This window comes from Ketobacter sp. GenoA1 (assembly GCF_003671475.1).
Taxonomy (GTDB): Bacteria; Pseudomonadota; Gammaproteobacteria; order Pseudomonadales; family Ketobacteraceae; genus Ketobacter.
This window is the reverse complement of the sequence record NZ_RCHM01000045.1, coordinates 307,689-330,318: the sequence shown is the minus strand read 5'-3', so window position 1 is coordinate 330,318 and position 22,630 is coordinate 307,689. Positions and strand designations below refer to the sequence as shown.

Sequence of the window (22,630 nt, the reverse complement as noted above, 5' to 3'; positions counted from 1 at the left end):
GATCAATTACAATACGTTGTTTGAGGGTGGTGTTTGTCATCAGCCGGTCATGGTGATGGTTTGGAGTATGGCTCGACTGAGTGTTTGCTGAGAACAGCAACCACATCGACCTGGCCAGTGTCCACAGCAGGTTGGCCGGATGTGGACGGATTGATCGCAGAGCAGAAAAACGTGGCTTGGGTTTTGCTTTTAACGTTGGCGGTGATGATGCCCGACCGACTCTTCTGTTTCGTTTAGCCTGCGTGGTGCAAACATCAGGCAGCGAATTTGGGTGATCGCCTTGCCGTTTCTACCGCATTCCACCGGGAGTTAAATGTCATGCGAAATGTTTCCCACGATAATCGAATCCCGCTAAAAGCCGTAGTGGATCAGGGCTATTGCGTTGGTTGTGGTGCCTGCGCCTACAAACTGGGTACCGCGATGAACATCAATCGCTATGGAGAATATGTGCCTGACCTGGATTCCCTGAGCCCCGAGCAGTTGACTGATGCGGGTATCGAAGCCCTGTGCCCTTCGTTGCATCCGGAGCTGAACGAAGATGTGCTGGCACGGGAATCCCTGCCGCCCGGGTTGCCGTTTGATCGCAGCATCGGGTACCACCTCGCCAATTATGCCGGGTACGTCAAAGAGGCGGGCTACCGAGAACGGGGCACCTCCGGTGGAATGGGAACCTGGGTAGCCGCCCAGCTGCTGGACAAGGGGCTGATTGACGGCGTTATTCACGCCAAAGCGCAAACTCGGGATTCCCTGCGCAGCCCGTTTTATGCCTACGAACTAAGCACCACCATGGAGCAGGTGCAGGATGGCGCCAAGACCCGATATCACGTTGTTGAAATTTCAAAAATATTGAAAATGTTGGAACAGAAATCCGGGCGTTATCTGTTTATAGGCGTGCCCTGTATGGTGAAGGCCATTCGACGCCTGCAGCATCAGGATGAAACGCTGCGGGAAAAGCTACCCTTCGTGTTTTCGCTCATCTGTGGTCATTTGAAAAGCATCAACTGGAGCCTGTCATTGGCCTGGGGTGCCGAGGTGCAGCCGGAACAAAGCCGAACCATCCAATACCGCACCAAGGGCGAAGGTATTTCCGCCCGCCGTTATGTCTATCGGGTTTCCGCCGACGATGGCACCACGGTGCAAAAAGATTCAGCGCAAGTTCCGGGCGGGCGTTTTAACAGTGGCGCCATGATGTTGCCAGCCTGCGATTATTGCGATGATATTGTGGGTGAAACCGCTGATCTCACCATTGGTGATGCCTGGTTGCCCCGGTTCGATGCGGATGAGCAGGGTACCAATATGCTGGTGGTACGCAATCAGGTGATTAATGATCTGTTGCAACAGGCCAGGGAGCAGGATCAGATCATGCTGACAACGCTCACTGTGGAGGAGGCTGCTCTGGCGCAGGCCGGAGGGCTGCGTCAGCGGCGGGAAGGGCTTTCCTATCGTTTGCTCAAGGCGCAGAAGCAGGGTATCTGGTGCCCTACCAAGCGCGTGAAGCCGGGGGAGTTTACGGTTAATCGTGCCCGGCGCAGGATCTATGATCTGCGCACGGAAGTAAGCATTAAATCCCGGGAAGTATTTGTCAAAGCATTGGAGCAAGGAGACTTTTCGCTTTACGCCCGGGAGATGGATTCCCTGGTGCGAAAATCAAGGCGGGCAGAAATCCGGGGGTCGTTCTTCCGCCTGGCGTTCAATAAACTGAAACGTGCCTTTATCAAATTCGGTATGCTGCCGAAGTCGGCTTCAGCTTGATCGGGCTTCGTTATTCATCTGCGTGCCGGTATTGGTAGACAGCAAAAAACTCATTGCGAAATACGCGCTGAAAACGTTCGGATGGCAGATCGCTGTGGGTTAAAGGGCGTGCCCAGACATTGAGATTCATATCAACGAGGTAATCCGCCTCGGCGGCATCGAAAAAACGGTTGATAAGCTCCGGCCCTGGGTCAGGCATTCTGAGCAAGCCTATTGATTGTCGATTGGTCAGCAGTGCCATGGTTCGGGGCTTGACGAAAACGATGGTATCGTCGGGGTCGGTATGATTGCGAACAAACTCAAACATAGCCTGCGCATCGGGGTGGGTGATCCCCATGTCCTGATTGGTGAAGGGCTGATTCGCGATGCCGTTGCCGTAGGAGATAAACACCAGGGCAAGCGCCGTGCCCAGGGCTGTATTGCGCAGTGTTGGGCTGTGAATTCTATCGAACACCGCATCGATGCAGATAAAAACATAATAGATGCCCAACGGCACCAGCGGTAAAAGGTAGCGCGGGTAAGTGGGGGAGCCGAAGATCAGCAGTACCGCGATATAACCACCAACGAAGATTTCCAAGACCGTGACTTTGCGAATCATGGCGATAAAAAAGCCGGCAATTCCCAGAACAATGGCACCGTTGAACAGCAGCGTATTCAAGCCGGAAAAGAAGGCGTTATGCTGGGCGGGTAAAAATTCATTCAGAGCCCATCGATAGCGCAGTATTCGATCCAGAATGGAGGCCGGATCCAGATTGATAAAAGCCAGATGACTGGAGGCGGCCGGAGCGGAAAACTGCGCCGCCAGTGCAGCCAGATTGTGTTGTACCGGTTGCGGGGTGAAGTTGGCTTGCAGCAGTGTGTGCTGGGCATAGGCCAGGGTTGCGAACGTTAACCAGGAAATAATCGTTAGCAACGATAGTCTGCGGCGCCAGATCAGGTCATAGGTGAGTATACACAAGGGGAGCACAATACCGATCTCACGTGAACCAAATGCCAGGTACATGGTGATGCCGAGCAACAAGCCGTTGCAGGCAGTCGCCCCCTTTGTTGTCTGATTGCCGCCTGACTGGGCGTCGACGTTGCGCTGCATAAGGAAAAGGGAGAGATAGGTAAACAGCATAAAGGTAAAGTCAGACATCACCCGGTTGCTGTATTCCCAGAAGAAAGGATTGGCTCCCACCAGCACGATGATGACTGAGCAATAAGCAAAAGGAACCTTGGCTTTAAATAATGCCGGCAACAATAAAAGTGCCAAACAGAAGGGAATCAGGGAGACCAGTTTCAGCGCTTCGAAATCCAGGCCGGTTATGGCATAGACGGGCGCCAGCAGAAAAGGAAAAACCGGGGGATAGGCGGCCGGCCCGACAAATTCAGAAATATCACTGATGATGTATCCCGTATCCGAATAGTGCTTACCTTCAATCAGGTTGGCGGCGTGATGTATGTACTGACTGTAGTCGCCCCCCCAATCCTGCCCCGGGTAGAAGCTTAGGGTGTAAACAATGCCGATCAAGACAGCGATAACAAGGTTGAACCGCCACCAGAAAGCAGAACGAGAAAGGTTCATAAGTCAGCCTTGCAGGAATGCCCACGTCGGCCCCGGCGCGGACAGATCACAATGTGGGATCCTCTTTCATTAACTCCGAGAAGTATTCGATGGTATGAATGAGCCCCTGGCGCAACTCTACGGTGGGCTGCCATTGCAGTTGCTGCTTGGCCCTGGTGATGTCCGGGCAACGTTGCTTCGGATCATCCTGGGGCAGGGGGTGGTATTTAATCACGGATTTGGAATTGGTGATGTCGATGACTTCTTCTGCCAGTTGTTTAATAGTGAATTCATTGGGATTGCCTATATTGATGGGCCCGGTTATGTCATCCGGAGTGCTCATCATTTTGATGAAGCCATCTATCATGTCATCGCAATAACAGAAAGAACGGGTTTGGTTGCCTTCACCATACACGGTGATGGGTTCGTTCTTCAGTGCCTGCATAATAAAGTTGGAAACGACACGTCCGTCATGGGGGTGCATGTTGGGGCCGTAGGTATTGAATATTCTGACGATCTTGATTCCAAGATGGTGTTGTTTGCGATAATCCATAAACAGCGTTTCAGCACATCGTTTGCCTTCATCGTAACAGGATCTGGGCCCGACAGGATTCACATTGCCCCAATAATCTTCGGTTTGGGGGTGTACGCTGGGGTCACCATAGACTTCACTGGTTGAAGCCTGCAATATCCTGGCGCCGATACGCTTGGCCAGGCCCAGCATGTTGGTGGAGCCGTTGACATTTACCTTGGTGGTTTGCACCGGATCACTTTGGTAGTGTATCGGGCTGGCCGGGCAGGCCAGATTGTAGATTTCATCGGCTTCGAGATATAAGGGAAAACAGATGTCGTGACGAATAAATTCAAAATATGGGTTATCCAGCAGTTGTACGATATTGCGTTTCTGCCCGGTGTAAAAGTTGTCAACACACAGCACTTCGTTGCCTTCATCCAGCAATCTTTTACACAAGTGACTTCCCAAAAATCCGGCTCCACCGGTTACGATAATGGTTTTTCGCATGGCTCAGTTACCTTGTTTTTGTGGCGCTTGCCAAAGGTTGTTCAGATTTACGATGGTGGTATCAGCATCGCTTTGGTAAACCGCATTTGGAATGGCGATGCTCCTTACCCCGTCATCACTGGTGGCAATGGCGCCAGCCGGGCCGTTTTCGGTTAACCGGATGAAATCGTCTAATTCCTCAATGAACGTTTGAATGACGGTGGACTGCCAGCCTTTGAACTTCTCACGAAATATGGAGCCAACGTAGAAGTTGCGTTTTTTGGTGGCGTGGCCACCGGGCTTGTCGAGGGTGATGATGGTTGAATGCATGGGGGCATAATAGGCTCGGGCCATGCCCAGATCACCATAGGCTTCCACATAGAAATGATAACCCTTCCATTCGGTCCAGCTGCTGTGCAGGCTGCCCATGATGCCGGATTCGCTGCGCATTTGAACGAAGGCGTTGTCTTCTGAACGATCCAGTTGCCAGGTTTCCGTGCTGATCATGCCGGATACCGTTTTAATGGGGTCATTCATCAGGTAGCACACCAGGTCCAACGTGTGGATGCCGTTGTCCATCAGGGTGCCACCGCCCATAATATCCTTGTCGTACATCCATTTGGATTTGAACTCGGATAGCCCGGTGTGGCCGGCAAACCCTTTTACGTAGCGGAGTGTACCGATGACGCCGCTATCAATGGCTTGTTTTATATCCTTGATGGCGGCGAAATAGCGGTGGTTAAAGCCAACGGTGAGCACCTTGTTGCAGCGCCTGGCTGTATCTGCCATGTTGATTGAAGCCTGCAGAGAGCTGGCCATGGGCTTTTCCACGATCACGTGCTTGCCGTTTTCCAGTGCCGCAATGGCAAGATCCTCATGAAAGTGCGTCGGCGTCGAAATAATGACTGCATCGCAGCTATCGGATTTCAATAACGAATCGGCATCGTTAAAGCGGGCAACGTGGGGAGGCAAATCATCCAGCAGCGTCTGATTAAGATCGAAAGCGGCGGTAAGCTCGCATGCTTCGCTTTGCTCCAGGGCGCTTTTGCGCACCAGGCCAATGCCCCCTAGTCCTATGAGTCCAAATCGCATCATGTCATTGGGTGTCCTTGTGAAAGAGTGGATTCCTGTTTGGTTCGCCTTCTGTTTTGAACAGTATCATTTCAAAGGCGGGCCCGATCAGAATCAGGAGTTGTTTTGCCAGGGGCTTGATCGCCAGCCACGCGTAAAGTCGTATTAGAATCTGATCCAGTTTGGGGTAGCTATCCAATTGATGAGTGGCCACTTTTTTGGGGGCGACAAACGCCAGGTCAAGGCGCAGTTTCCTGCCGGCCTTGATGAGTGAACAGGGGTCAATCAGATTGATGTAACGCAACGAGTCCACACCGCGAAAAAAAGTCGTGACCCTTTTTCGCAAGGGGCCGGGTAGGTAGCCGATGGCCCACAGGCGGGTGCTGGGATGGGGCCCGATGCAGTACTGATTGCAACCCGCCAGCCACAAGCGCCCCTTCGTATCCAGCAGTGCGCTGAGTACTTGCAGGCTGCGGTTAACGTCGTAGACGTTTTCCAGCAGATCAGTTGCGGCAATTTTGCTGAATTGCCCGTTTTTGAAGGGGGGGGATTCAATATCCGCACACACCAGTGTGGCGTCTATACCCTGTTCCTGCAGCCGCTGTTTAGCAATCACCAGCCATCTCAAGGCTATATCAACGCCCACCAGGCGCGCACCGCTGTCTGCCGCCGCAAGCAGGCTGCCACCGGTACCGCAACCGGCATCCAGATAGTAATCCTGCGTGCTCAGCGCCAGTTGATGAATACTATGACTTGCCTGCATGGGGCCATTCTGATGATAGGACTTATATACCTGTGCCAGTTCCGGGGGAACGTCGTCGGTGATGTCGTAGTACAGATCCAGCATGGCGGCGAAATCGAGTCCGCTTTGCGCCAGCCGCGTTGCCTTGAGGCGCTCTTGTTCCAGACTGAGGTAACGGTCCGATCGTAAGCGGAAATCCGGAATCCCGAACAAAACCGGAAAGTGCCTGTTACAGGAGGCACACTCATAGGATTCATCATGAGTCTTCAGGCTGCCCCGGCAAGCCGGGCAAACAAACTGAAATTCAGCTGAACTTTCCAATGTGGTATCTGGTGTCATGATAGGGAATCTGTCACTTACTCAATAGCGTTCAGCGCCCGTTGTTGCCCGAAGGCGTAACCCCACATTTCTCCTGCAGCCCAGATCAGAATAAACAACGCCAGATACGGGCTGGCCTGCGCCAGCTCTTTTCGCAGTCTGTTTTTGGCGCGAATCTGCTTGATCATACGATAGAACAACAGCGGGGGCAGCAGTATGGTTGCGCCACAGGCGGCCAAACGATGCAGGCGCTTTTCTGTGGGAAAGCGTAATCCGGCGTAGTAACGGGAATAGATAAAGCGTTGCTTCAGGAACAGCGACAATGAAAACTTCTTGCTGTGGTAGATCTTAACCTGGTTGGTTGAATACAGCGTGTAGCCTTTCTCAATCAATCGATGGTGTAACGTGGTCTCCCAGAAGCCGGATGTTAATACATCGTCGGCAATATCATCGAATGCTTCCTTTTTATAGGCGACATTCATGCCGGGGAGAACCTCACCTGTGCCTTCCTGCACCGGTTCAAGGAAAAAGCTGTACTCGCAAAAAAAGGTCGCCCAATCCAGGGCGGTATCATCGACACCGTTTTCCACGCAGCCGCCCACCGCAATGGAGGTTTCCGGTGCTGCCCTGAAGGCGGCGTCAAAACTGTCCAGCCAGTTTGCCGAAGGCACACAATGGTCTTCTGTGACAATGATGTAGCGCCCCGTTGCCTTGGCTAACGCCCGGGTGCGCAGAACCGGCAGGGAGGTGCCCGGTTCAGCCGGCAGCAGCACTGCCTCAGGATACTCTGCCTGAATGCGTTGGCTGACCTCATCATTGCGGCGATCGCCAATGATCACTTCATAGCGGTGCTGGCCCTGCTGGTTGCGCAGTGAATCCAGCGTTTCCAATATCCGCTGTTCGTCTTCGGTACTCACCAGGCCGATCAGTATGGAAAAATCGGGAGCCGGTGCGGTGTTCGTCGCTTCCATAGTATGTCAACTCTAACAACGTCTGGTTGAGATCAAACCGTAATCCTTAATCGAGTTGCTGGCAGCTGTTTCCTGCACCAACGCTGTAGCCAACAAACTCACCGTAGGACCAGGCCAGTTCCGATCCAATGATGAGCGGAAGAAAGCGAAAAAAAGCCTTCTTAAAGCCAGGTTTATGTTTGATCCAATTGTATATTCGGGCTGTCCTGACCAGGAACAATGCGGGTGTAAACAGGATACAGGCCCACCGGGGTGGTTGATTATCCTGCTGGTGCCGGCACCCTCCAAAACACTGTCCGTGTGATTTTCGGCGCTTGAAATAATGGGGAATATTAAACCCCTTTGCGTACAACACTTCCATATTATCAACAAACGTTGGTGAAATGTTGTGTTGCTGCTGAATATTCCACACCATAAAGGTTTTAAAAAAGCCTTTTTGTTCCAGTTCCTGAGCCGGGGGCAGGAACCGGGCCTGAAATACTATATTGTTGCCGGGGTATTCCGAATCGCACTCAATGGGGAATTTGAATTGGGCGTATTCTATCAAGTAGCCGGTAATCCGAATATCGGTTAATGGCCATGCGGGTTCCACTGCACCGTAAAACAGAGGTTCTCCTTTGCGGATACCGGCAATGGCATGTTCCAGCCAGTGCCCGGATGGAGGGCAGCAGGAATCCAGTACCGCAACATACTGGCTGCAATTCTGCGCCAGCGCGGCGCCCCACAACCTGAGAATGGAGGTACCCGGAGGGCAGTGGCTGAAGGCCATGGAAAAGCCAGGATGCGTCCGTACCGGCAAGGGAATCAGCTCAAGTGCAATTGATTCGTATTCTTGTGGTGCTGTGTGACTGTCCTGTGCAATGTGGAGGTGCAGGGCAACGTCTGGTGTGTGCAATAACAGTGCATCCGTTAGGGCGGTCAGCACGCTCTCTAAAGATGTGTCTCCCTTGGCTGCGATGGCAATGTGCAATGTGATGGCGTGGGTCATGGCCGTGGTGTCCGCGCTCACAGCCACTGACTGGCAAATTCAACGGGTTGCCCCAGGTGCGCAGAGTCATAGGCGGCAAGCATCAGGGCCAGGGTTTTGATGTTGTCCTGTGCGCAGCAATCGGGCGTGCCGCCGCTCTTTAACGCGCTGATAAATCGGGCCATCAGTTTGGCGGTGGCATTGGCAAAGATATCCAGCGGATCCGTCGCAATCTTGTTGCTGGCCTCCGCTTGATAGAGCAGGGCTCGTCCGCCCATGGAAACATCAAAATTGACGAAGGGTTTGCGGTCACCACCGCGAATACCGGCACTGAAGGTTATATTTCCACCTAGTTCGGTTTCGATGGCGCCGTGGGTGCCGTCCAGTCTCATATCCAAATAGCGATGCCGGCCTTTTGTCAGCCGGTCCAGAGTGATCTGTGCGGTTTTTCCATCGGCAAAATCTAGGCGGATGATGTTCAGGTAATCCGGTCCGTTCGGGTTGCCCGGCTTCGGCATTTTGGCATCGATCCGAATCGGTTCGGCGCCAAAAAAATAACGGCACAGGTCCAGGACATGGATGCCGAACTCCTTACAGGTGCGCTGCGGATCGTCGCCGCGCCAGCCCGCTTCCGTATGTGCGTTAACGTGGAACATCTGTTGCGCATTGACAAACAGCAGCTCGCCGAACTCCGCACTGCCGATTTTCTCCTTGGCGGCCTCATAGATGTTCATAAAACGGAATTCATTGTTGACCACGATCCAGCGTTGTTTCGATTTTGCCAGTTCAATCAGTGATTTGGCCTCTTCGATGGTGGTTGTGAAGGGCTTTTCACAAAACACATGACAGTCTCGGTTCAGGGCCATTTGCGTCAGTTCAAAGTGGAACGGAGTGGGGCAGGCGATGGCAACGATATCGGGTTTGGTGGTATCGATCAGCTGGTCCGGGCTGGTAAATACCGGGAAATCAAACTGACCTTTTTCAGGAGCAACCGGGTCATAGCCACCCACAATCTCAATGTCGGTCAGCTTGCGATAAGCCGGAAGGTGAATGTTCCTGGCGGCTGCCCCCAGGCCCAGTATGGCAATTCTTGTTGGCAATGTTGTCATGGTATCGGAGTCACCTTCCTGCTGAACGCCCCTGTTATGCGGGGTTATTTTAGGGGCGCTATTATAGGCATAACCAAGTTGCTTTTGTTCTTTTGTGTTGCCGATTGTATCCATAGGCGGCTGAGCAAAGCCAGGTGGACACCGGATGAGTTAGTATGTCGAACGCGGTTTGGCATGCACTCTGTCCAGCTGCACACTATTACATTAGGAATGTGTGAAGTAATGCTGGTTGCCGGCAACTTCGTTGTAAATAAACAAGGGTTATAATATAGTCACGTGGCTTCGGGGTGCCCGCAGGCGCGCTTCTTGCTTAATGCACGGCAAACGTGGTGAGGCTGCTTTCAATCCGGTTGGGGCAATTCGTTTTCGGTTAAATGCCTGCCCGGCTTCCAGGGCCCGGTTATCGTTGTGCTTCAGTGCCCAGAGACGGCAATACCACAGGCTGAATCATCTTTTGTACAAGGTGGTGTTGTGTGCCCGTGTTGTGTGCCACGGTTAAGCAGTTGAACACAGTGCGCTCCTGTCAGGGAATCCATTATTAACAGAGGGATCATGACTTATATGAATGAACCATCACCGAAAGACCAGGCTCTACTGTCAGCAATGTTTGCCAGGATGGATGTGCTGGGGATGTCGATTGCTGTTGGTGTATTGACCGGCCTGGCGTTGTTCCTGGCCACCGCAATTCTGTTGCTCCAGGATGTACCTGCCGGTTATCCCATAGGGCCACACCTGAACGTATTATCCGATTATTTGCCGGGCTACAGTGTCAGCTGGGCAGGCAGTGTTGCCGGCCTGCTGGATGGCTTTGTGTTGGGTGCGATTGCCGGGTTTGTGGTTGCCCTGTTGTGGAATCTGACCCGCTATATTGCGCTGGCCTCCATGCTGATCAAAACCGCGGTTTTGGCCGATTAAGCAAAGCCATCACGTACATGTAATTTAGAAGCGAATATTCTGAGAGTCATATTATGGTTAAAGTTCATGGTTCGTTGGAGGGAGTCAATCAGGAGCTGTTTCTGGCTGCACTCCGCTTCAACGCCAAAATGTTTGGATTGGTGTTTGGGATTTTCGGCGCGATTGTGCTGATTGTCATGACACAGGTGTCGCTGGCCATGTGGGGTGATAATGCCGGTGGTTACCTGGGCTTGTTGGGTGTGTTCCTGCCGGGATATAGCGTGTCCCCAAGTGGCACCCTGATCGGCGCCATCTGGGCCTTTCTGTTTGCCGGCCTGGCGGGCTACCTGATCTACTGGTCCTATGGCCGTGTGGTAGGGCGCAATCTGGCGGCCTATATCAGTGAACAGGAAGCCACAACAGACCCTATGCTGAAACCCGCCACCATGCGCCTGTACGGGGTAGCCCTGGGCACGGCGCTGGGCGCAGCGATTGGCCTGGCTTTGTTTGCCAGCACGGTGTGGCTGGTGTTGCGCGGCACGGCTGACAGCAGCGTACACGCCGCCCTGCTGGGCAACTATCTTCCGGGTTATACCGTGTCGGTGGTGGGCGGCTTAATCGGGGCGTTAGAATTATTTGTGCTGGTGTTTGTGAGTAGTGTGATGTTGGCGGCCATTTATAACAAGGTGGTTGACCTGCGCGAGGGGAAGGGGTAATCAATGAGCGTCAATGATAAGCAGGATAACAGGGAGCATGTTGTCATTCTGGGCGCGGGCCCTGCAGGCCTGGCAACAGGCCACGAAGTCAGCACTCATAACAGTCATAAAGTGACGGTGCTGGAACGCAACAACTTTGTGGGTGGATTGTGCAATACCATCGTCTATAAAGGCTACAAGTTTGACCTGGGCGGCCACCGCTGGTTCACCAAGAATGAACATCTCAACCGTTGGTTTCAGCGCTTGATGGAAGGGGAGTATATCTGGGTCGAGCGGATCAGCCGTATCTTCTACGATTACAAGTACTATTCCTACCCGGTCAGTTTCGGAAACGTCATCAAGAATTCCGGAATTTTTACCATAGGTTGGGCGGGGATCACCTATTTGTTGTCAGCGCTCCAGTTTTCGGTGTTCAACAAGCCCATTCGTAACATGCGCGATGCCTACGTTGCTCAGTTCGGAATAAAACTGTACGACATGTTTTTCCGACGCTATAGCGAGAAAGTGTGGGGGCTGCCCTGTGAAGAGCTTTCCGCTGACTGGGTGTCCCAGCGCAGTGCAGGGTTGTCTATCTGGACGGTTATCCAGGAAGCGTTGCTCAACACCAAGACGGACAAAAAAAGCCTGATTGAAGAGTTTATGTATCCCCGTGACGGCTACGTTCGCATTCCCCAGCGTATGGCGGAAGATATCGAAAATTCGTATGCGGATAACTCGGTTCGTCTCGAATCCAATGTGACGGCAATTAAATACAACGGGCCCAACGATTTCGAGGTAACGTATAAAACCCAGGATGGTGCGGAGCATACCGAGTATGCAAAGTGCGTCGTCTCAACCATTCCACTGGGTGTATTGCCGAGATTAATCGATCCGCCTCCCAAGCCGGAAGTGATCGAAGCGGCATCGTCGCTGATCTTTCGCGATATCATTTGTGTCAACCTGATCGTAAACAAGCAACAGGTATCAATTGATACCTGGCTTTACGTGCAGGATGAAGACGTTATCTTCGGCCGCCTGCACGAACCCAAGAACTGGAGTAAGGCAATGGTGCCGAACGAAGAGACCACGTCTCTCGTGCTCGAGTGCTTTTGTACCCGGGGGGACAACATCTGGGAAATGAGCGATGATGATATCGCCAGGCAGTGTGTCAAGGATCTGGAGAACAAGCTGGGGCTGGTGAAGCCCGGCGAAGTGGTCGACTGGAAAGTGGTGCGCGCGTTACAGGCATACCCGGTTTATGATTTGGATTACGCTCCGAAGATTGAATTGGTGAAAGAGTATCTCAATCAGTTTGAAGGGCTCTATATTGTTGGGCGTGGTGGTACACACCGATACAATAATGCCGATCACTCAATTGAAATGGGGCTGTTGTTGGGCCGCCACTTGCTGGGTTACGAGGTGGATTACCTGGCAGTGAACACAGAGCCGGATTATCAGGAAATCGTATCCGGCGGCGAACCCAAAAGGGATGCTTACCGGGATGAGGCGTGCCAGTCCGAGTAGCCATCGTTGGTGCAGGATTGATGGGGCGATGGCATGCCTACACAGCCAGGCAGCTCAATCGCCCCATTACTGCAGTCATCGATCAAAACCTCGAGGCGGCGCAGCGTCTGGCCGGCCGCTTCGGTGGCAAGGCATTCCCCTCTCTGCAGGACGCGCTGTCCGCTTCCCAATTTGATGTAGTTCATATTTGTACCCCACTGTCCACCCACTATGGCCTGGCCAAGCTGGCATTAGAGGCAGGGAAGCATGTTCTGGTTGAAAAACCGATCGCCGAAACCTGTACTCAGGCCGGTGAACTGATGGCCATGGCGGCAGAACAGGGGGTGCTGTTGTGTCCGGTGCACCAGTTTGCGTTTCAGACCGGGGTGGACCAGCTCCGGCGTGAGATGGCCTCTCGGGAGGCGCCTCCCACGGCCATCACGTTCGATTTTGCTTCCGCGGGGGGTGAGGGTAAAGCGCTGCAGGCGCTCAATCAGATCCTGGTGGAAATTCTACCGCACCCATTTTCCATCTTGTTAAGTCTATGGCCGGATGCGGACAGTCAGGCGTTGGACGTAGGGGCTTGGTTGATGGATAACCCGGCACCGGGGGAATTGTTTATGCATGGGCACTACCGGCAGATTCCCGTTTCCATCAAGTTGAGCCTCTCAGCACGCCCTACCCACTGTCATATGAAGCTGTATCATGCAGCAGGCGCGGTGCACGTCAATCTGTTTCACGGTTATGCGGTGCAGGAAAGCGCGCGGGTTTCCCGTTTCACCAAGCTGACAGCGCCGTTTAGTCTTGCCTTGAAAACCCTATGGGCCGCCGGCCTGAACCTGGTCCGACGGGCTTTACAAGGTGAACCCGCTTACCCGGGCTTAAAGGCCCTGGTGTTGCAGTTTTATACCGCGGCGGAAACCTCAGGGCCCGCACCATTGCCTGACCGGGCCAACCAACAGGTGGCAGCAGCCTGTGCCGAGGTGAGCGCGCGCATCGTTGGGCCTGAGTGAGTTATCTGAAGATTAATAGAGTACGGACTGGTTGGTAACCCATGGACAAATTCCCGGAACAGCGCCTTTCCATTGTGGTGATCGAGCTCGTGGGCGGGGCAGCGCTCAAGGACTGTATCGACGCGGTCATGGGGGCCGAGGCAGAATACATCGTGGTGACCCGGTCAGCGCAACCGGCGCTTGAAAGGGCGTTTCCGAACCTGACGGTCATGGTATGTGACGCCCCCTTGCCCCAGCGCCGCCGCCGCGGATTTCTGCAGGCAAAGGGCGAATTTGTGGTCATGCTGGAAGATTCCACCCGCATTTCCGCTGAACACGTTCAAGCCGGTGTTGATGCGGCGTTCAGGCGTCCGGAGGTGGCAGCAGCGTCCGGCCCGGTGGTGGTGGACGCGGCACTGAAGCCACGGTTTCAGGCCTTGGGTTGTACCGAATATGGCCGATATCATCGTCAGCAGGTGTTCGCAGGCGATGCGGCCAGTTCGGTGGCAGTAGAGCGGCTACCGGGAAATCTGTTTTGTTATCGTAAGCAGGCCGTGGAGGAGTTGGTTCAGTCTGCAACCGATGGCCTGATCGAAGCCAACATCAATGACGCACTGATTCAGGCCGGTGGTGTTTTGCTGATGGAAACCGGTCTTACGAATCGGTACGCTGTTGATGACGAGTGGAGCGCGAGATTGCGTACGCGCTTTCATCATGGACACCTGTATTCAGGGCAGCTCGCCCAGTCGCTGTCTCTGCCAGCAAGAGCAATACAGTTGATCAAGGCGTTGCTGTTGCCACTGGTGTTGTCGTTGCGGGCAATGGGTTTTATGCACCGCATGGAGGAGATAAACAAGCCGCTGCAAGTGGTGATGTGGATCTTCCTGCTGGAAACATTCTGGTCGCTGGGGGAGGTGGCAGGCGTCTTGTTGGGGGCACCGAAAAGCATGGGGCATTGGCGTTGATGAAGATTGGGATTGATGGTACTTGCTGGTGGAACAAGCGTGGTTTCGGCCGTATGGCCCGCGAATTGTTGGGGGCCATGTTTGTGCTCGATTCCGATCACGAGTTTTATTTGTTTATTGATCAGGAACCGGATGCGGATCTTGAGCAGTTCGATATTAACCTGGTCCGTGTGTTCCCCCATCGACCACTAACCGCTGCGGCGGTGGCAAATGACAGCCGCTCGATTGCGGACATGATTCAGTTATATAAAGCGGTTGCCGCAACAGACATTGACGTAATGTTTTTCCCTGCGGTTTATTCCTGGTTCCCGGTACCATTTCGGCTGCCGTCTGTTGTGACATTGCATGATGCCATCGCGGAACACTTCCCCGAGATGATTTTCCCCGATTGGAAAGGGCGTTTGTTCTGGACCCTGAAAGTGAAGCTGGCGCTATTGCAATGTGATCGGGTGATGACCGTTTCGCAGGCGGCGAAGCAGGAAATTGAACGTTATATCGGTGTTAAGGGATCGCGTATTGATGTGATCAGTGAGGCGCCCAACGGGATTTTCCGGCAGCTGGATGACCTTTCCGCCAGGCCCGCCTTGCGTGCGCGCATTGGGGTGCCGGAGCAGGCACGTTTGATTGTCTACGTCGGCGGGCTGGCACCCCACAAGAATCTTGCGGGTTTGCTGGAAGGGTTTGCCCATGCCCGGCCTGCCTTGCAGGATGATGATGTTCATATCGTGCTGGTGGGGGATTACGGTGGAGCGGGCTTCCATTCAAATTATGGTATGTTGGCTGAGCTTGCCGATGGGGCTGAGTTAAAAGGGCGAGTGCACTTTACCGGCTTTATTTCCGATGATGATCTGGTGTTGCTGTACAACGATGCGTTTGCCGCGGCCATGCCGTCCTTTTCGGAAGGATTCGGATTGCCGGCGGTGGAAGCCATGGCCTGTCGTACTCCGGTGTTGTCCAGTAATCTGGGTTCCTTGCCGGAGGTGGTGGGGGAGGCCGGTGTCTATTTCGATCCCTACAACAAGCAAAGCATCAGTGATGCCATTATCACCTTGGCCAATACCGAAGGCCTGCGGGAGCAGCTGGCTGAGATTGCGGTGGACCGGTCTGCCACCTTCAGTTGGGTCAGCGCTGCGCAACTGGCGTTAGGCTACCTTGAAAACGTGGTTCCCGCCCGGGCCCGGGCAAGCGGTGGCACCTAGTATGCGTTTTTGTATGGTCACCACGTTTTATCCACCCTATCACTTTGGTGGTGACGGAACCTATGTCAGAGCATTATCGGAGGCGTTGGTTAATCGCGGGCATGAGGTGACGGTGGTGCATTGCGAGGATGCCTATCGGTTGTCGGGGGCAGAGCCTCATGTTGACGCCTCTCACAGCCTGGTTCGAGTGCATCGGCTGCACAGCCGTTTTGGTCTGCTTTCACCGTTATTGACACAGCAAACGGGTATGCCGATGCTGAAGCATCGGGCCTTGAAAGACATTCTGAGTGAACCATTCGATGTGGTGAACTTTCATAACGTCTCGTTGGTGGGTGGGCCGGGTGTGTTGCCCATGAGTCGCGCCCGTCTGAACCTGTACACGTTGCATGAACACTGGCTGGTGTGTGCCACCCACATTTTTTGGAAGAACAAACAGCGTGCCTGCGATAAAAGAGATTGCATCCGCTGTAGCCTCAAATCCGGCATCCCCCCCCAGTGGTGGCGCTATACACCTCTGCTGACCCGCTGCACGGAATCCATCGACAGCTTTATATCACCCAGTGAGTACACGGCCCGTCAGCACCGGGCGTTTGGCATCAAGCCACCCATTGAGGTAATACCCCTTTTTTCATACCTGTCGCCCAGCCAGTTCGATGATCAAAGTGAAGGTAAACCCCACTTTTTAACCGTGGGCAGGATCACCGCCTCAAAGGGTGTGGGGGAGCTGGTGTCGGCATTCTCCAAATGGCCGGATGTGGCCCTCACGGTGGTGGGTGATGGTGACCTGCTTCCAGAGCTCAGGCAACGCTATCAGTCGTATCCCAATATTCAGTTCCTGGGGCAATTGCCCCAACAGCAACTTGAACAGCTCTACCGGCAGTCGGCCGCGCTTATCCTGCCGTCCTTGGCGCCTGAAACCTTCGGCCTGACGGTGGTGGAGGCATTTGCCTGCGGCACCCCGGCCATCGTTCGGGTTGCCGGTGGTAACCGGGAAACCATTGATCAAAGCGGGGCCGGTTTTTTGTATGAGACTGAAGCCCGGTTGCGCACCATTGTGGAAACCTTCAGCCAGGATTCAACGCTGCGTGCCGAGCTTGGGAAAAAGGCCCGTGCAGCCTACGAACAGTACTATACCGAAGCGGTGCATCTGAAATCGTACCTGGCATTGATCGAAAGATTGCTTGAAAAAACCGTGGATGGGGAGAGCCAGGACGATGTCAGAGTATGATGTGACGGTTATCATTGCCGAAGAGTTGGCGGCCGGAAACCTGCAGCGGGTATTTGCTGCACTTGATCCCGGGCGACGTCCTCGTGTTGAGTTCATTGTTTGTTCCAGCTCCCCGGTGGCGGCGTTGCCGGGTGTGCCTGAGCTCGACAATGTGTGGGTGTTACAGGCTGCCGGTAATGCCCGGATACCGGTGTTATGGCGGGATGGAATCAAAGCCGCAAGCGCTGCATACGTGGCGTTGACCACTGCCCATTGTGTGCCCGCAGTGGATTGGCTTGACCGGCTCCTATCCTATGATCTGGCCAGCGAACTGGTGGCAGTTGGCGGCGCTATTGAGAACAGGCAGGGCGATTGTGCCCACGGTCGCGCAATCCATATGTTGCGTTATGTGCGTTATCCCAAGGCACGCCCGGCTACGCTGACCAGTGATCTGGCGGCCGATAATGCCATCTACCGCAAAGCCGCCATTATGGCTTACCCGGAACTACTGGAGCTGGGGTTTTGGGAGCCATCATTTCATGAGCGTTTTATTGCCGGCGGTTTGGTTATGCGCTACGACCCCGAGCTGGTGGTGATCCATCATAATCAGTATGGTGTGCGGCAGTTCATGGCGCAGCGCTATGAGCATGGTATCGAATTTGGGGCCGCCAGGGCGGAGGCCATGAGTACGGCGCGTCGTTGCCTGATGTTGTGCCTTTCTCCTTTGATACCGTTTGTCTTTGGGCGTAAAATTTTGACCCAGGCACACAGCTATGGCTTGCGGATCGGCAGTGCAACCGAAGCCGGGTGGTTGGTCGTTTTCCTGCTGGCCTGGTCGGTGGGTGAGACGCTGGGTTACCTCAGGCCCAAAAATCAAAAGAGGCATTAACGTGGAAACCAATATGAAGCAATCAGAATCGCCAGCGGATGATGTGTTAACAATCAGTGTCATCATGCCTGTGTATAACGGAATTGAATTCATCAAGCAGAGCTTGCCGCCTTTGGTTGCAATGAAAGACCGTGGCGAGGTGCTTGAAGTGATCGTGGTGGACGATACCTCCAGTGATGCAACTCCGGAGGTGGCCCGGGAGCTGGGTGCTGAGGTCATGCCATCCGGGGGGCGGCTGGGGCCGGGGGCGGCGCGCAATGTGGCGGCTCAAGTTGCCAAAGGCGATGTGCTCTGGTTTATTGATGCCGATGTTATTGTTCATGAAGATGCCGCCCGCGTAATGTTGGAAGGTTTTCAGGAATCCAATGTGGTGGGCGTGTTCGGTTCCTATGATGATGAGCCTCCGGCACAGAATTTCCTGTCTCAATACAAAAATCTGGTGCATCACTATTATCACCAGCGGGCCAGGCGGGAAGCCTCTACCTTCTGGTCCGGCTGCGGTGCCATACGTAAGGACGCGTTTCTGGCAGCCGGTGGTTTCGATGTGGAGATGTTCAAGCGCCCATCCATTGAAGATATCGAGTTGGGCTACCGCCTTATTGGCGGCGGCGGCAGGCTGCTGTTGCTGACCGATCTACAGTGCACTCACCTGAAAGAATGGCGCTTTGTAAATCTGATCCATACGGAAGTGTTTTGTCGGGCCATACCCTGGGCGCGCTTGATGTTGGCTCGCGGCGGTTTGGACGACGACCTGAATGTGGGTGTGGCAGAACGCATCAAAGCGGTGCTGGCCGCGGTGTTTTTTTTACTGACCGCTGTTGCCCTGATCGGGGCTGTTTCCTGGATTTACCCTGTTCTGGCTTTTGGCGCCGTACTGTACGCAAACCGCGAGATCTTCACCTTGTTCCTGAGGCGCAAGGGGTTGGTGTTTGCTGTGGCCGGGTTGTTGTTTCATCAGCTCTATTATGTGTACAGTTCTGCTGCCTTTGCCTGGGCAGTGTTGGAAAGCAAGTTGGGAGTCCAGTGGGCCTGAAGCAGAGGCAGCCGGAGTACATTGTGCAAGACAAAATACATGCTGCAAGTGAGCCAAAATGACAACTGAATTCAAGAACGAGTTTAAAACGGAAGATGCCAATAGCTACAATTCAGTAGTAGGCTACTTTGATCAGTACACCGAGCGTTTTACCTCCCACATGCCGGAACCCATGCTGGCGGCGGCGGGTTTGAAATCTGCAGCCAGGGTGCTGGATGTGGGCACCGGTACCGGGGTGATTGCGCTGGATGTTGTCAAGCGCCTGGGCCAAGGCACAGAAGTAGTGGGCATTGACCTGTCCGATGGCATGCTGGCAACGGCCGCTGCCAAAGCCCGCGCCGCCGGACTGGATGAGCAGGTCTCCTTCCTGAAAATGGACGCCGAAAACCTGGATTTCGAAGATGAAAGTTTTGATGCTGTACTGAGCCTGTATGCGTTGCGCCACTTTCCCAATCCGGACAAGGCATTGCAGGAGATGTTTCGGGTGCTGAAGCCTGGTGGCGCGGTGGTGGTCGCCGTGGGCAGCAGCCCTTCCCTGTTCAGCAAAGAAGGCGTGATTGCCGCCTTTCGGCGGATCGGCAGTATCCTGAGAAAGTCCACCGGCCGTGAACTGAGTGCCTGTGAATTCATCGACCACCTTGTTGAAAAACATCTGCCCGCGCGGGAAGAAAAAGAGACTACCGAATGGACCGAGCATCACCATGGGTTCAGTGGTTCCCTCAAGAGTCTGGTAGAGGGTGCCGGCTTTGTAAACGCCAAGGGATTCTGGAAGGGACAGTACTCCAAGGTGACCAGTGCCGAAGATTTTTGGTTACTGCAGATGACCTTTTCCAGTTTGGCACGTAAGCGTATTGGGCAGGCTGCGCCGGAAAAAGTGGAAGCATTGAAGCAGGAATTCATGTCTCAGTGCGAAGCTGTGTTGGCAAAAGGCGGGCGCCTGGTGTATCAGACCGGGGGCGCTGTGGTGGCAGCAGCCAAGCCGGGGGCCTAACCAGGATGGAAGGCCGACGTCTGATTCGCCATGCTGTGCTGGCAGTTCTGGCCACTGGGTTAACCCTGGCCTGCTATAGCATGATGCCGGGTGCCACACCCATGTCGAACTGGAGCATTGCTACAGCCTGGGTGAGTCTGCTGTTGCTGGTGATCACACTCATGATCGGGCCTTACAATGTGATTGTTGGCAAACATAACCCTATATCGGGTTACCTGCGTCGTGATGTTGCCATTTGGGGTGGGGTTTTGGCATTAATACACATGGTGTTGGGGCTGCAGGTGCATTTTGCCGGTAAAGTTTGGCTGTATTTTTTGTATCCTGCAGATCAGCAGCATCTGATTCCCTTCCGGTATGGGCCGTTTGGCATCACCAATTACCTGGGTGTGATAGCGACCCTCATGGTGTTGTATCTATTGTACCTGTCGCGCAATACCGTTTTAAAACGGTATGGTGTACAGAAGTGGAAGCGGCATCAGAAGCTAACCTATTTTTATGCCACCGCCGTGGTAGTGCATGGATTTGTTTACCAGTATCTGGAAAAACGCAGCCTGGTATTTGTTGTACTTTGCATTGTGATGGTACTTGCTGCTGCCATTCTACAATGGCAAGGATACCGCCGATCCAAAGCTGCACTGCGTTTAGTGCACTGAATGGAAATCACTGACTTTATGCTATTGGCAGCGCCATGAGGCCCTTATGAATCCTGTTAACTATATTCTGATCATATTGCGAGAACTAAAGCAGGCCTGGATAGAGCGCCTGTTGCGCTACCGCATACAGTACTACAACCCCACCTTGTATACCCACCACTCAGTAATCTGGAATTATGGTTTCAACTGGCTGGATTCCCTGGAGATCGGCAAAGATGTCTATGTGATGCCGGGTGCAGAAATTATTGTGTTCAAGAAAACCAAGAATAGCCAGAAAGAAGGTAAGTTGATTCTGAAAGACCATAGTGTCATTGGTACAGGTGTCAATATCCGGGCAGCGGGAGGGGTGATCGAATTGGGTGAGTATTCAGGCATCGGTGAGCACAGCGTAGTGGTGGCTGCGAATCACTCAACGGATAAGGATCACCTGCATATTCGAAGCCCCTGGGATGAAAACCGCACTGATGTGATTATTGGGCGCAATGTATGGATCGGTGCCAACTCCTGCTTGCTTGCCGGATCCCGGGTGGGGGATAACTCCATCGTGGGGGCGGGCAGCGTTGTGACCGGTGAGATTCCCGCCAATGAAATTTGGGCGGGTGTACCGGCACGCAAAATCAAGGATCTGTAAACCGGCTAAAAAGGAAGCTTGCTGCGCAGGGCGAGCAGCTGGTTTTTTTGATCGGCACTCAACAGCTGCCACAGCACCGCCATGTAGATTACCGCCACCGCTGATCGGGTTCCTATGCCTGTTAGCGTCCACTCTTCCAGCAGCGTGAATACCATGCCGAAGGCGGCGATTGTGCCCAGGCAAAATGCGATTCTAAACCATAATTCCGTGGGAACCGGCGATCCATAGCGGCTCTTCATCCGGTGATTGATGAACAGAAGGGTTATGATGTTGGCCAGTGTGAGCGACAATGCCGCGCCCACCAGGCCAAAGTGCTCAATTAAGGGGTAGCAGGCCAATATGGCCACGCTGTATCCACTCACCAGGCTGAGTGTGCAGAAGTTCACGTCGTCCAGGCCGATTAATAATTGTTGGTAGGTGTTGGTGATCTGGTAGAAACACTGCCAAAAGACGAACACGAAAACCACGTGAAACACCGATATAAACTCGGATGAAAACAGCGTAAACAGCGCCAGTTTTGGGAACAGGATTACGGGCAGGGCAATAGCAGTCAGTATTAGTGACAGGTTGCTCTGGAAATCGTGTGCCGCTTCGAACTTAAGGCGTGGCGCCATGTCACGATTGAGAATGGGAGTCAGGAACAAGCTGTTCATCGGCCCGGCGATGGCACCCAGCGCCAGGGCAATACTGAGTAAAGCCTGGTAATAACCGGCTTCCTCCTCTCCGTACACGGAGAAAATAAAAAAGCGCACGATCAACATGGCAATGGTGTAGGCAGACATGGCCAGATACAGCGCACCTGCCATCGTAAGGATCTGCGGCTTTTGTTTCAGCTGCCTGAAGATCCCGGCTCCGGAATGAAGCACACCCAGATTAAGCCCGCGGGAAAGATAGATCAGCGTAACAACCGTGGTGCCCAGGCCGGTTAACAGTGTGGCAATGTACAGCCCCCAGATACCGCCTGCCCAGACACCAATGCACGCGGCGATGGCCAATGCCAGGGTGACCAAAAGATTCAGGCGGGCACTTCCCGCAGCCTGTTGCGCTGAGGCCAGCGTGTTGACAAAAAATATACCCAGCATCAGGCTGGGGGCACCCAGTAAAGCCAGATTCAGGTATTCAACGTAGGGAACAATATCCTCACCAAACAGATCCGGCTTCAGGTGAATGGCGCCCAGTAGCAACAGGGTGGTAATAATGGAGAGCGCAAGCAGGCCGCGGAAAAAGCTGGCGAAGGTGATTGCCAGGCGGTCGTGGCTTTCACTGTGAGCGTGAGAGAGAAACTTCAGGGCGATAAACGGTATGGCAAATCCCCCCAGCTGGACCGATGACAGCACCACCTGATCGATGGTGCTGACGATGCCAAACCCGGCAGGGCCAAGTAGCATGGACAGGACCTTGGCGCGCCCGATGTTCACCAGAATGATCAGAACCTGAATGAAACCAATGGAAAGTAACGGGTTAACCATGGTAACTACTTTCCTGTTGTACCACCGCAGCCA

Annotated in this window: 21 protein-coding genes; 13 read left to right on the top strand and 8 right to left on the bottom strand. The window is 53.7% G+C overall.

The window, feature by feature from the left end; all coding sequences use genetic code 11:
- Positions 1 to 318 precede the first annotated feature (318 nt).
- A complete protein-coding gene (locus D9N13_RS21955) occupies positions 319 to 1,752 on the top strand; it encodes a Coenzyme F420 hydrogenase/dehydrogenase, beta subunit C-terminal domain (protein WP_290594115.1) in 1,434 nt (477 codons plus the stop codon).
- Between the two features lie 10 nt (positions 1,753 to 1,762).
- Here D9N13_RS21955 and D9N13_RS21950 read toward each other — a convergent pair whose 3' ends face one another.
- The 7 genes from D9N13_RS21950 to D9N13_RS21920 are packed head-to-tail and all read right to left on the bottom strand — an operon-like array spanning position 1,763 to position 9,476.
- On the bottom strand, positions 1,763 to 3,319 hold the full coding sequence (locus D9N13_RS21950) for a hypothetical protein (protein ID WP_290594114.1): 1,557 nt from the start codon (positions 3,317 to 3,319) through the stop codon (positions 1,763 to 1,765).
- A 46-nt stretch (positions 3,320 to 3,365) separates the two neighbouring features.
- Positions 3,366 to 4,319, bottom strand: a complete 954-nt coding sequence (locus D9N13_RS21945) for a UDP-glucuronic acid decarboxylase family protein (RefSeq protein WP_290594113.1) — start codon at positions 4,317 to 4,319, stop codon at positions 3,366 to 3,368.
- Positions 4,320 to 4,322: 3 nt separating this feature from the next.
- Positions 4,323 to 5,393 (bottom strand): Gfo/Idh/MocA family protein, encoded by a 1,071-nt coding sequence (locus D9N13_RS21940; protein ID WP_290594112.1) that lies wholly within the window; start codon positions 5,391 to 5,393, stop codon positions 4,323 to 4,325.
- A 1-nt stretch (position 5,394) separates the two neighbouring features.
- Positions 5,395 to 6,450, bottom strand: a complete 1,056-nt coding sequence (locus D9N13_RS21935) for a methyltransferase domain-containing protein (protein WP_290594111.1) — start codon at positions 6,448 to 6,450, stop codon at positions 5,395 to 5,397.
- A 17-nt stretch (positions 6,451 to 6,467) separates the two neighbouring features.
- Positions 6,468 to 7,400, bottom strand: a complete 933-nt coding sequence (locus D9N13_RS21930) for a glycosyltransferase (protein WP_290594110.1) — start codon at positions 7,398 to 7,400, stop codon at positions 6,468 to 6,470.
- A 46-nt stretch (positions 7,401 to 7,446) separates the two neighbouring features.
- Positions 7,447 to 8,409 carry a hypothetical protein gene (locus D9N13_RS21925; RefSeq protein WP_290594109.1) on the bottom strand — a complete coding sequence of 321 codons (963 nt, stop codon included), beginning with the start codon at positions 8,407 to 8,409 and terminating at the stop codon, positions 7,447 to 7,449.
- On the bottom strand, positions 8,406 to 9,476 hold the full coding sequence (locus D9N13_RS21920) for a Gfo/Idh/MocA family protein (RefSeq protein WP_290594108.1): 1,071 nt from the start codon (positions 9,474 to 9,476) through the stop codon (positions 8,406 to 8,408). Before D9N13_RS21920 ends, D9N13_RS21925 begins: the two co-directional genes overlap by 4 nt.
- A gap of 561 nt (positions 9,477 to 10,037) precedes the next feature.
- On the opposite strand from D9N13_RS21920, the gene D9N13_RS21915 reads away from it, so the two are divergent.
- Genes D9N13_RS21915 through D9N13_RS21860 form a run of 12 tightly spaced genes read left to right on the top strand, consistent with a single transcriptional unit; the run spans position 10,038 to position 21,128 of the window.
- Positions 10,038 to 10,391, top strand: coding sequence for a hypothetical protein (locus D9N13_RS21915; RefSeq protein ID WP_290594107.1), 354 nt, complete (start codon positions 10,038 to 10,040; stop codon positions 10,389 to 10,391).
- Between the two features lie 53 nt (positions 10,392 to 10,444).
- Positions 10,445 to 11,086 (top strand): hypothetical protein, encoded by a 642-nt coding sequence (locus D9N13_RS21910; protein WP_290594106.1) that lies wholly within the window; start codon positions 10,445 to 10,447, stop codon positions 11,084 to 11,086.
- 3 nt (positions 11,087 to 11,089) lie between these two features.
- Positions 11,090 to 12,589: an FAD-dependent oxidoreductase gene (locus tag D9N13_RS21905; RefSeq protein ID WP_290594105.1), complete on the top strand. Its 1,500-nt coding sequence runs from the start codon at positions 11,090 to 11,092 to the stop codon at positions 12,587 to 12,589.
- On the top strand, positions 12,574 to 13,581 hold the full coding sequence (locus tag D9N13_RS21900; protein ID WP_290594104.1) for a Gfo/Idh/MocA family protein: 1,008 nt from the start codon (positions 12,574 to 12,576) through the stop codon (positions 13,579 to 13,581). Before D9N13_RS21905 ends, D9N13_RS21900 begins: the two co-directional genes overlap by 16 nt.
- Positions 13,582 to 13,622: 41 nt before the next feature.
- Positions 13,623 to 14,525, top strand: coding sequence for a hypothetical protein (locus tag D9N13_RS21895; RefSeq protein ID WP_290594103.1), 903 nt, complete (start codon positions 13,623 to 13,625; stop codon positions 14,523 to 14,525).
- Positions 14,525 to 15,724 carry a glycosyltransferase family 4 protein gene (locus D9N13_RS21890; protein WP_290594102.1) on the top strand — a complete coding sequence of 400 codons (1,200 nt, stop codon included), beginning with the start codon at positions 14,525 to 14,527 and terminating at the stop codon, positions 15,722 to 15,724. Before D9N13_RS21895 ends, D9N13_RS21890 begins: the two co-directional genes overlap by 1 nt.
- Position 15,725: 1 nt before the next feature.
- The gene (locus D9N13_RS21885; protein WP_290594101.1) at positions 15,726 to 16,952 is read left to right on the top strand and encodes a glycosyltransferase family 4 protein; all 1,227 of its coding nucleotides are present in this window, start codon (positions 15,726 to 15,728) and stop codon (positions 16,950 to 16,952) included.
- Positions 16,939 to 17,820: a glycosyltransferase gene (locus tag D9N13_RS21880; protein WP_290594100.1), complete on the top strand. Its 882-nt coding sequence runs from the start codon at positions 16,939 to 16,941 to the stop codon at positions 17,818 to 17,820. Before D9N13_RS21885 ends, D9N13_RS21880 begins: the two co-directional genes overlap by 14 nt.
- A 13-nt stretch (positions 17,821 to 17,833) precedes the next feature.
- Positions 17,834 to 18,853: a glycosyltransferase gene (locus tag D9N13_RS21875; protein ID WP_290594099.1), complete on the top strand. Its 1,020-nt coding sequence runs from the start codon at positions 17,834 to 17,836 to the stop codon at positions 18,851 to 18,853.
- A gap of 58 nt (positions 18,854 to 18,911) precedes the next feature.
- Entirely contained in the window at positions 18,912 to 19,844 is a 933-nt protein-coding gene (locus D9N13_RS21870) for a class I SAM-dependent methyltransferase (protein ID WP_290594098.1), read from the top strand.
- A gap of 5 nt (positions 19,845 to 19,849) precedes the next feature.
- On the top strand, positions 19,850 to 20,497 hold the full coding sequence (locus D9N13_RS21865) for a hypothetical protein (protein ID WP_290594097.1): 648 nt from the start codon (positions 19,850 to 19,852) through the stop codon (positions 20,495 to 20,497).
- Between the two features lie 46 nt (positions 20,498 to 20,543).
- On the top strand, positions 20,544 to 21,128 hold the full coding sequence (locus D9N13_RS21860; RefSeq protein ID WP_290594096.1) for an acyltransferase: 585 nt from the start codon (positions 20,544 to 20,546) through the stop codon (positions 21,126 to 21,128).
- 5 nt (positions 21,129 to 21,133) lie between these two features.
- On the opposite strand, the gene D9N13_RS21855 is transcribed toward D9N13_RS21860, so the two are convergent.
- Entirely contained in the window at positions 21,134 to 22,597 is a 1,464-nt protein-coding gene (locus tag D9N13_RS21855) for a lipopolysaccharide biosynthesis protein (protein ID WP_290594095.1), read from the bottom strand.
- Positions 22,598 to 22,630 lie beyond the last annotated feature (33 nt).

Coding starts and splice junctions, on each gene's coding strand:
- D9N13_RS21930 (WP_290594110.1), bottom strand. CDS start 7,400: ATGGAAGCGACGAACACCGCACCGGCTCCCGATTTTTCCATACTGATC.
- D9N13_RS21875 (WP_290594099.1), top strand. CDS start 17,834: ATGAAGCAATCAGAATCGCCAGCGGATGATGTGTTAACAATCAGTGTC.
- D9N13_RS21865 (WP_290594097.1), top strand. CDS start 19,850: ATGGAAGGCCGACGTCTGATTCGCCATGCTGTGCTGGCAGTTCTGGCC.
- D9N13_RS21895 (WP_290594103.1), top strand. CDS start 13,623: ATGGACAAATTCCCGGAACAGCGCCTTTCCATTGTGGTGATCGAGCTC.
- D9N13_RS21955 (WP_290594115.1), top strand. CDS start 319: ATGCGAAATGTTTCCCACGATAATCGAATCCCGCTAAAAGCCGTAGTG.
- D9N13_RS21890 (WP_290594102.1), top strand. CDS start 14,525: ATGAAGATTGGGATTGATGGTACTTGCTGGTGGAACAAGCGTGGTTTC.
- D9N13_RS21910 (WP_290594106.1), top strand. CDS start 10,445: ATGGTTAAAGTTCATGGTTCGTTGGAGGGAGTCAATCAGGAGCTGTTT.
- D9N13_RS21945 (WP_290594113.1), bottom strand. CDS start 4,319: ATGCGAAAAACCATTATCGTAACCGGTGGAGCCGGATTTTTGGGAAGT.
- D9N13_RS21855 (WP_290594095.1), bottom strand. CDS start 22,597: ATGGTTAACCCGTTACTTTCCATTGGTTTCATTCAGGTTCTGATCATT.
- D9N13_RS21885 (WP_290594101.1), top strand. CDS start 15,726: ATGCGTTTTTGTATGGTCACCACGTTTTATCCACCCTATCACTTTGGT.
- D9N13_RS21905 (WP_290594105.1), top strand. CDS start 11,090: ATGAGCGTCAATGATAAGCAGGATAACAGGGAGCATGTTGTCATTCTG.
- D9N13_RS21915 (WP_290594107.1), top strand. CDS start 10,038: ATGAATGAACCATCACCGAAAGACCAGGCTCTACTGTCAGCAATGTTT.
- D9N13_RS21935 (WP_290594111.1), bottom strand. CDS start 6,450: ATGACACCAGATACCACATTGGAAAGTTCAGCTGAATTTCAGTTTGTT.
- D9N13_RS21920 (WP_290594108.1), bottom strand. CDS start 9,476: ATGACAACATTGCCAACAAGAATTGCCATACTGGGCCTGGGGGCAGCC.
- D9N13_RS21870 (WP_290594098.1), top strand. CDS start 18,912: ATGACAACTGAATTCAAGAACGAGTTTAAAACGGAAGATGCCAATAGC.
- D9N13_RS21950 (WP_290594114.1), bottom strand. CDS start 3,319: ATGAACCTTTCTCGTTCTGCTTTCTGGTGGCGGTTCAACCTTGTTATC.
- D9N13_RS21880 (WP_290594100.1), top strand. CDS start 16,939: ATGTCAGAGTATGATGTGACGGTTATCATTGCCGAAGAGTTGGCGGCC.
- D9N13_RS21860 (WP_290594096.1), top strand. CDS start 20,544: ATGAATCCTGTTAACTATATTCTGATCATATTGCGAGAACTAAAGCAG.
- D9N13_RS21940 (WP_290594112.1), bottom strand. CDS start 5,393: ATGATGCGATTTGGACTCATAGGACTAGGGGGCATTGGCCTGGTGCGC.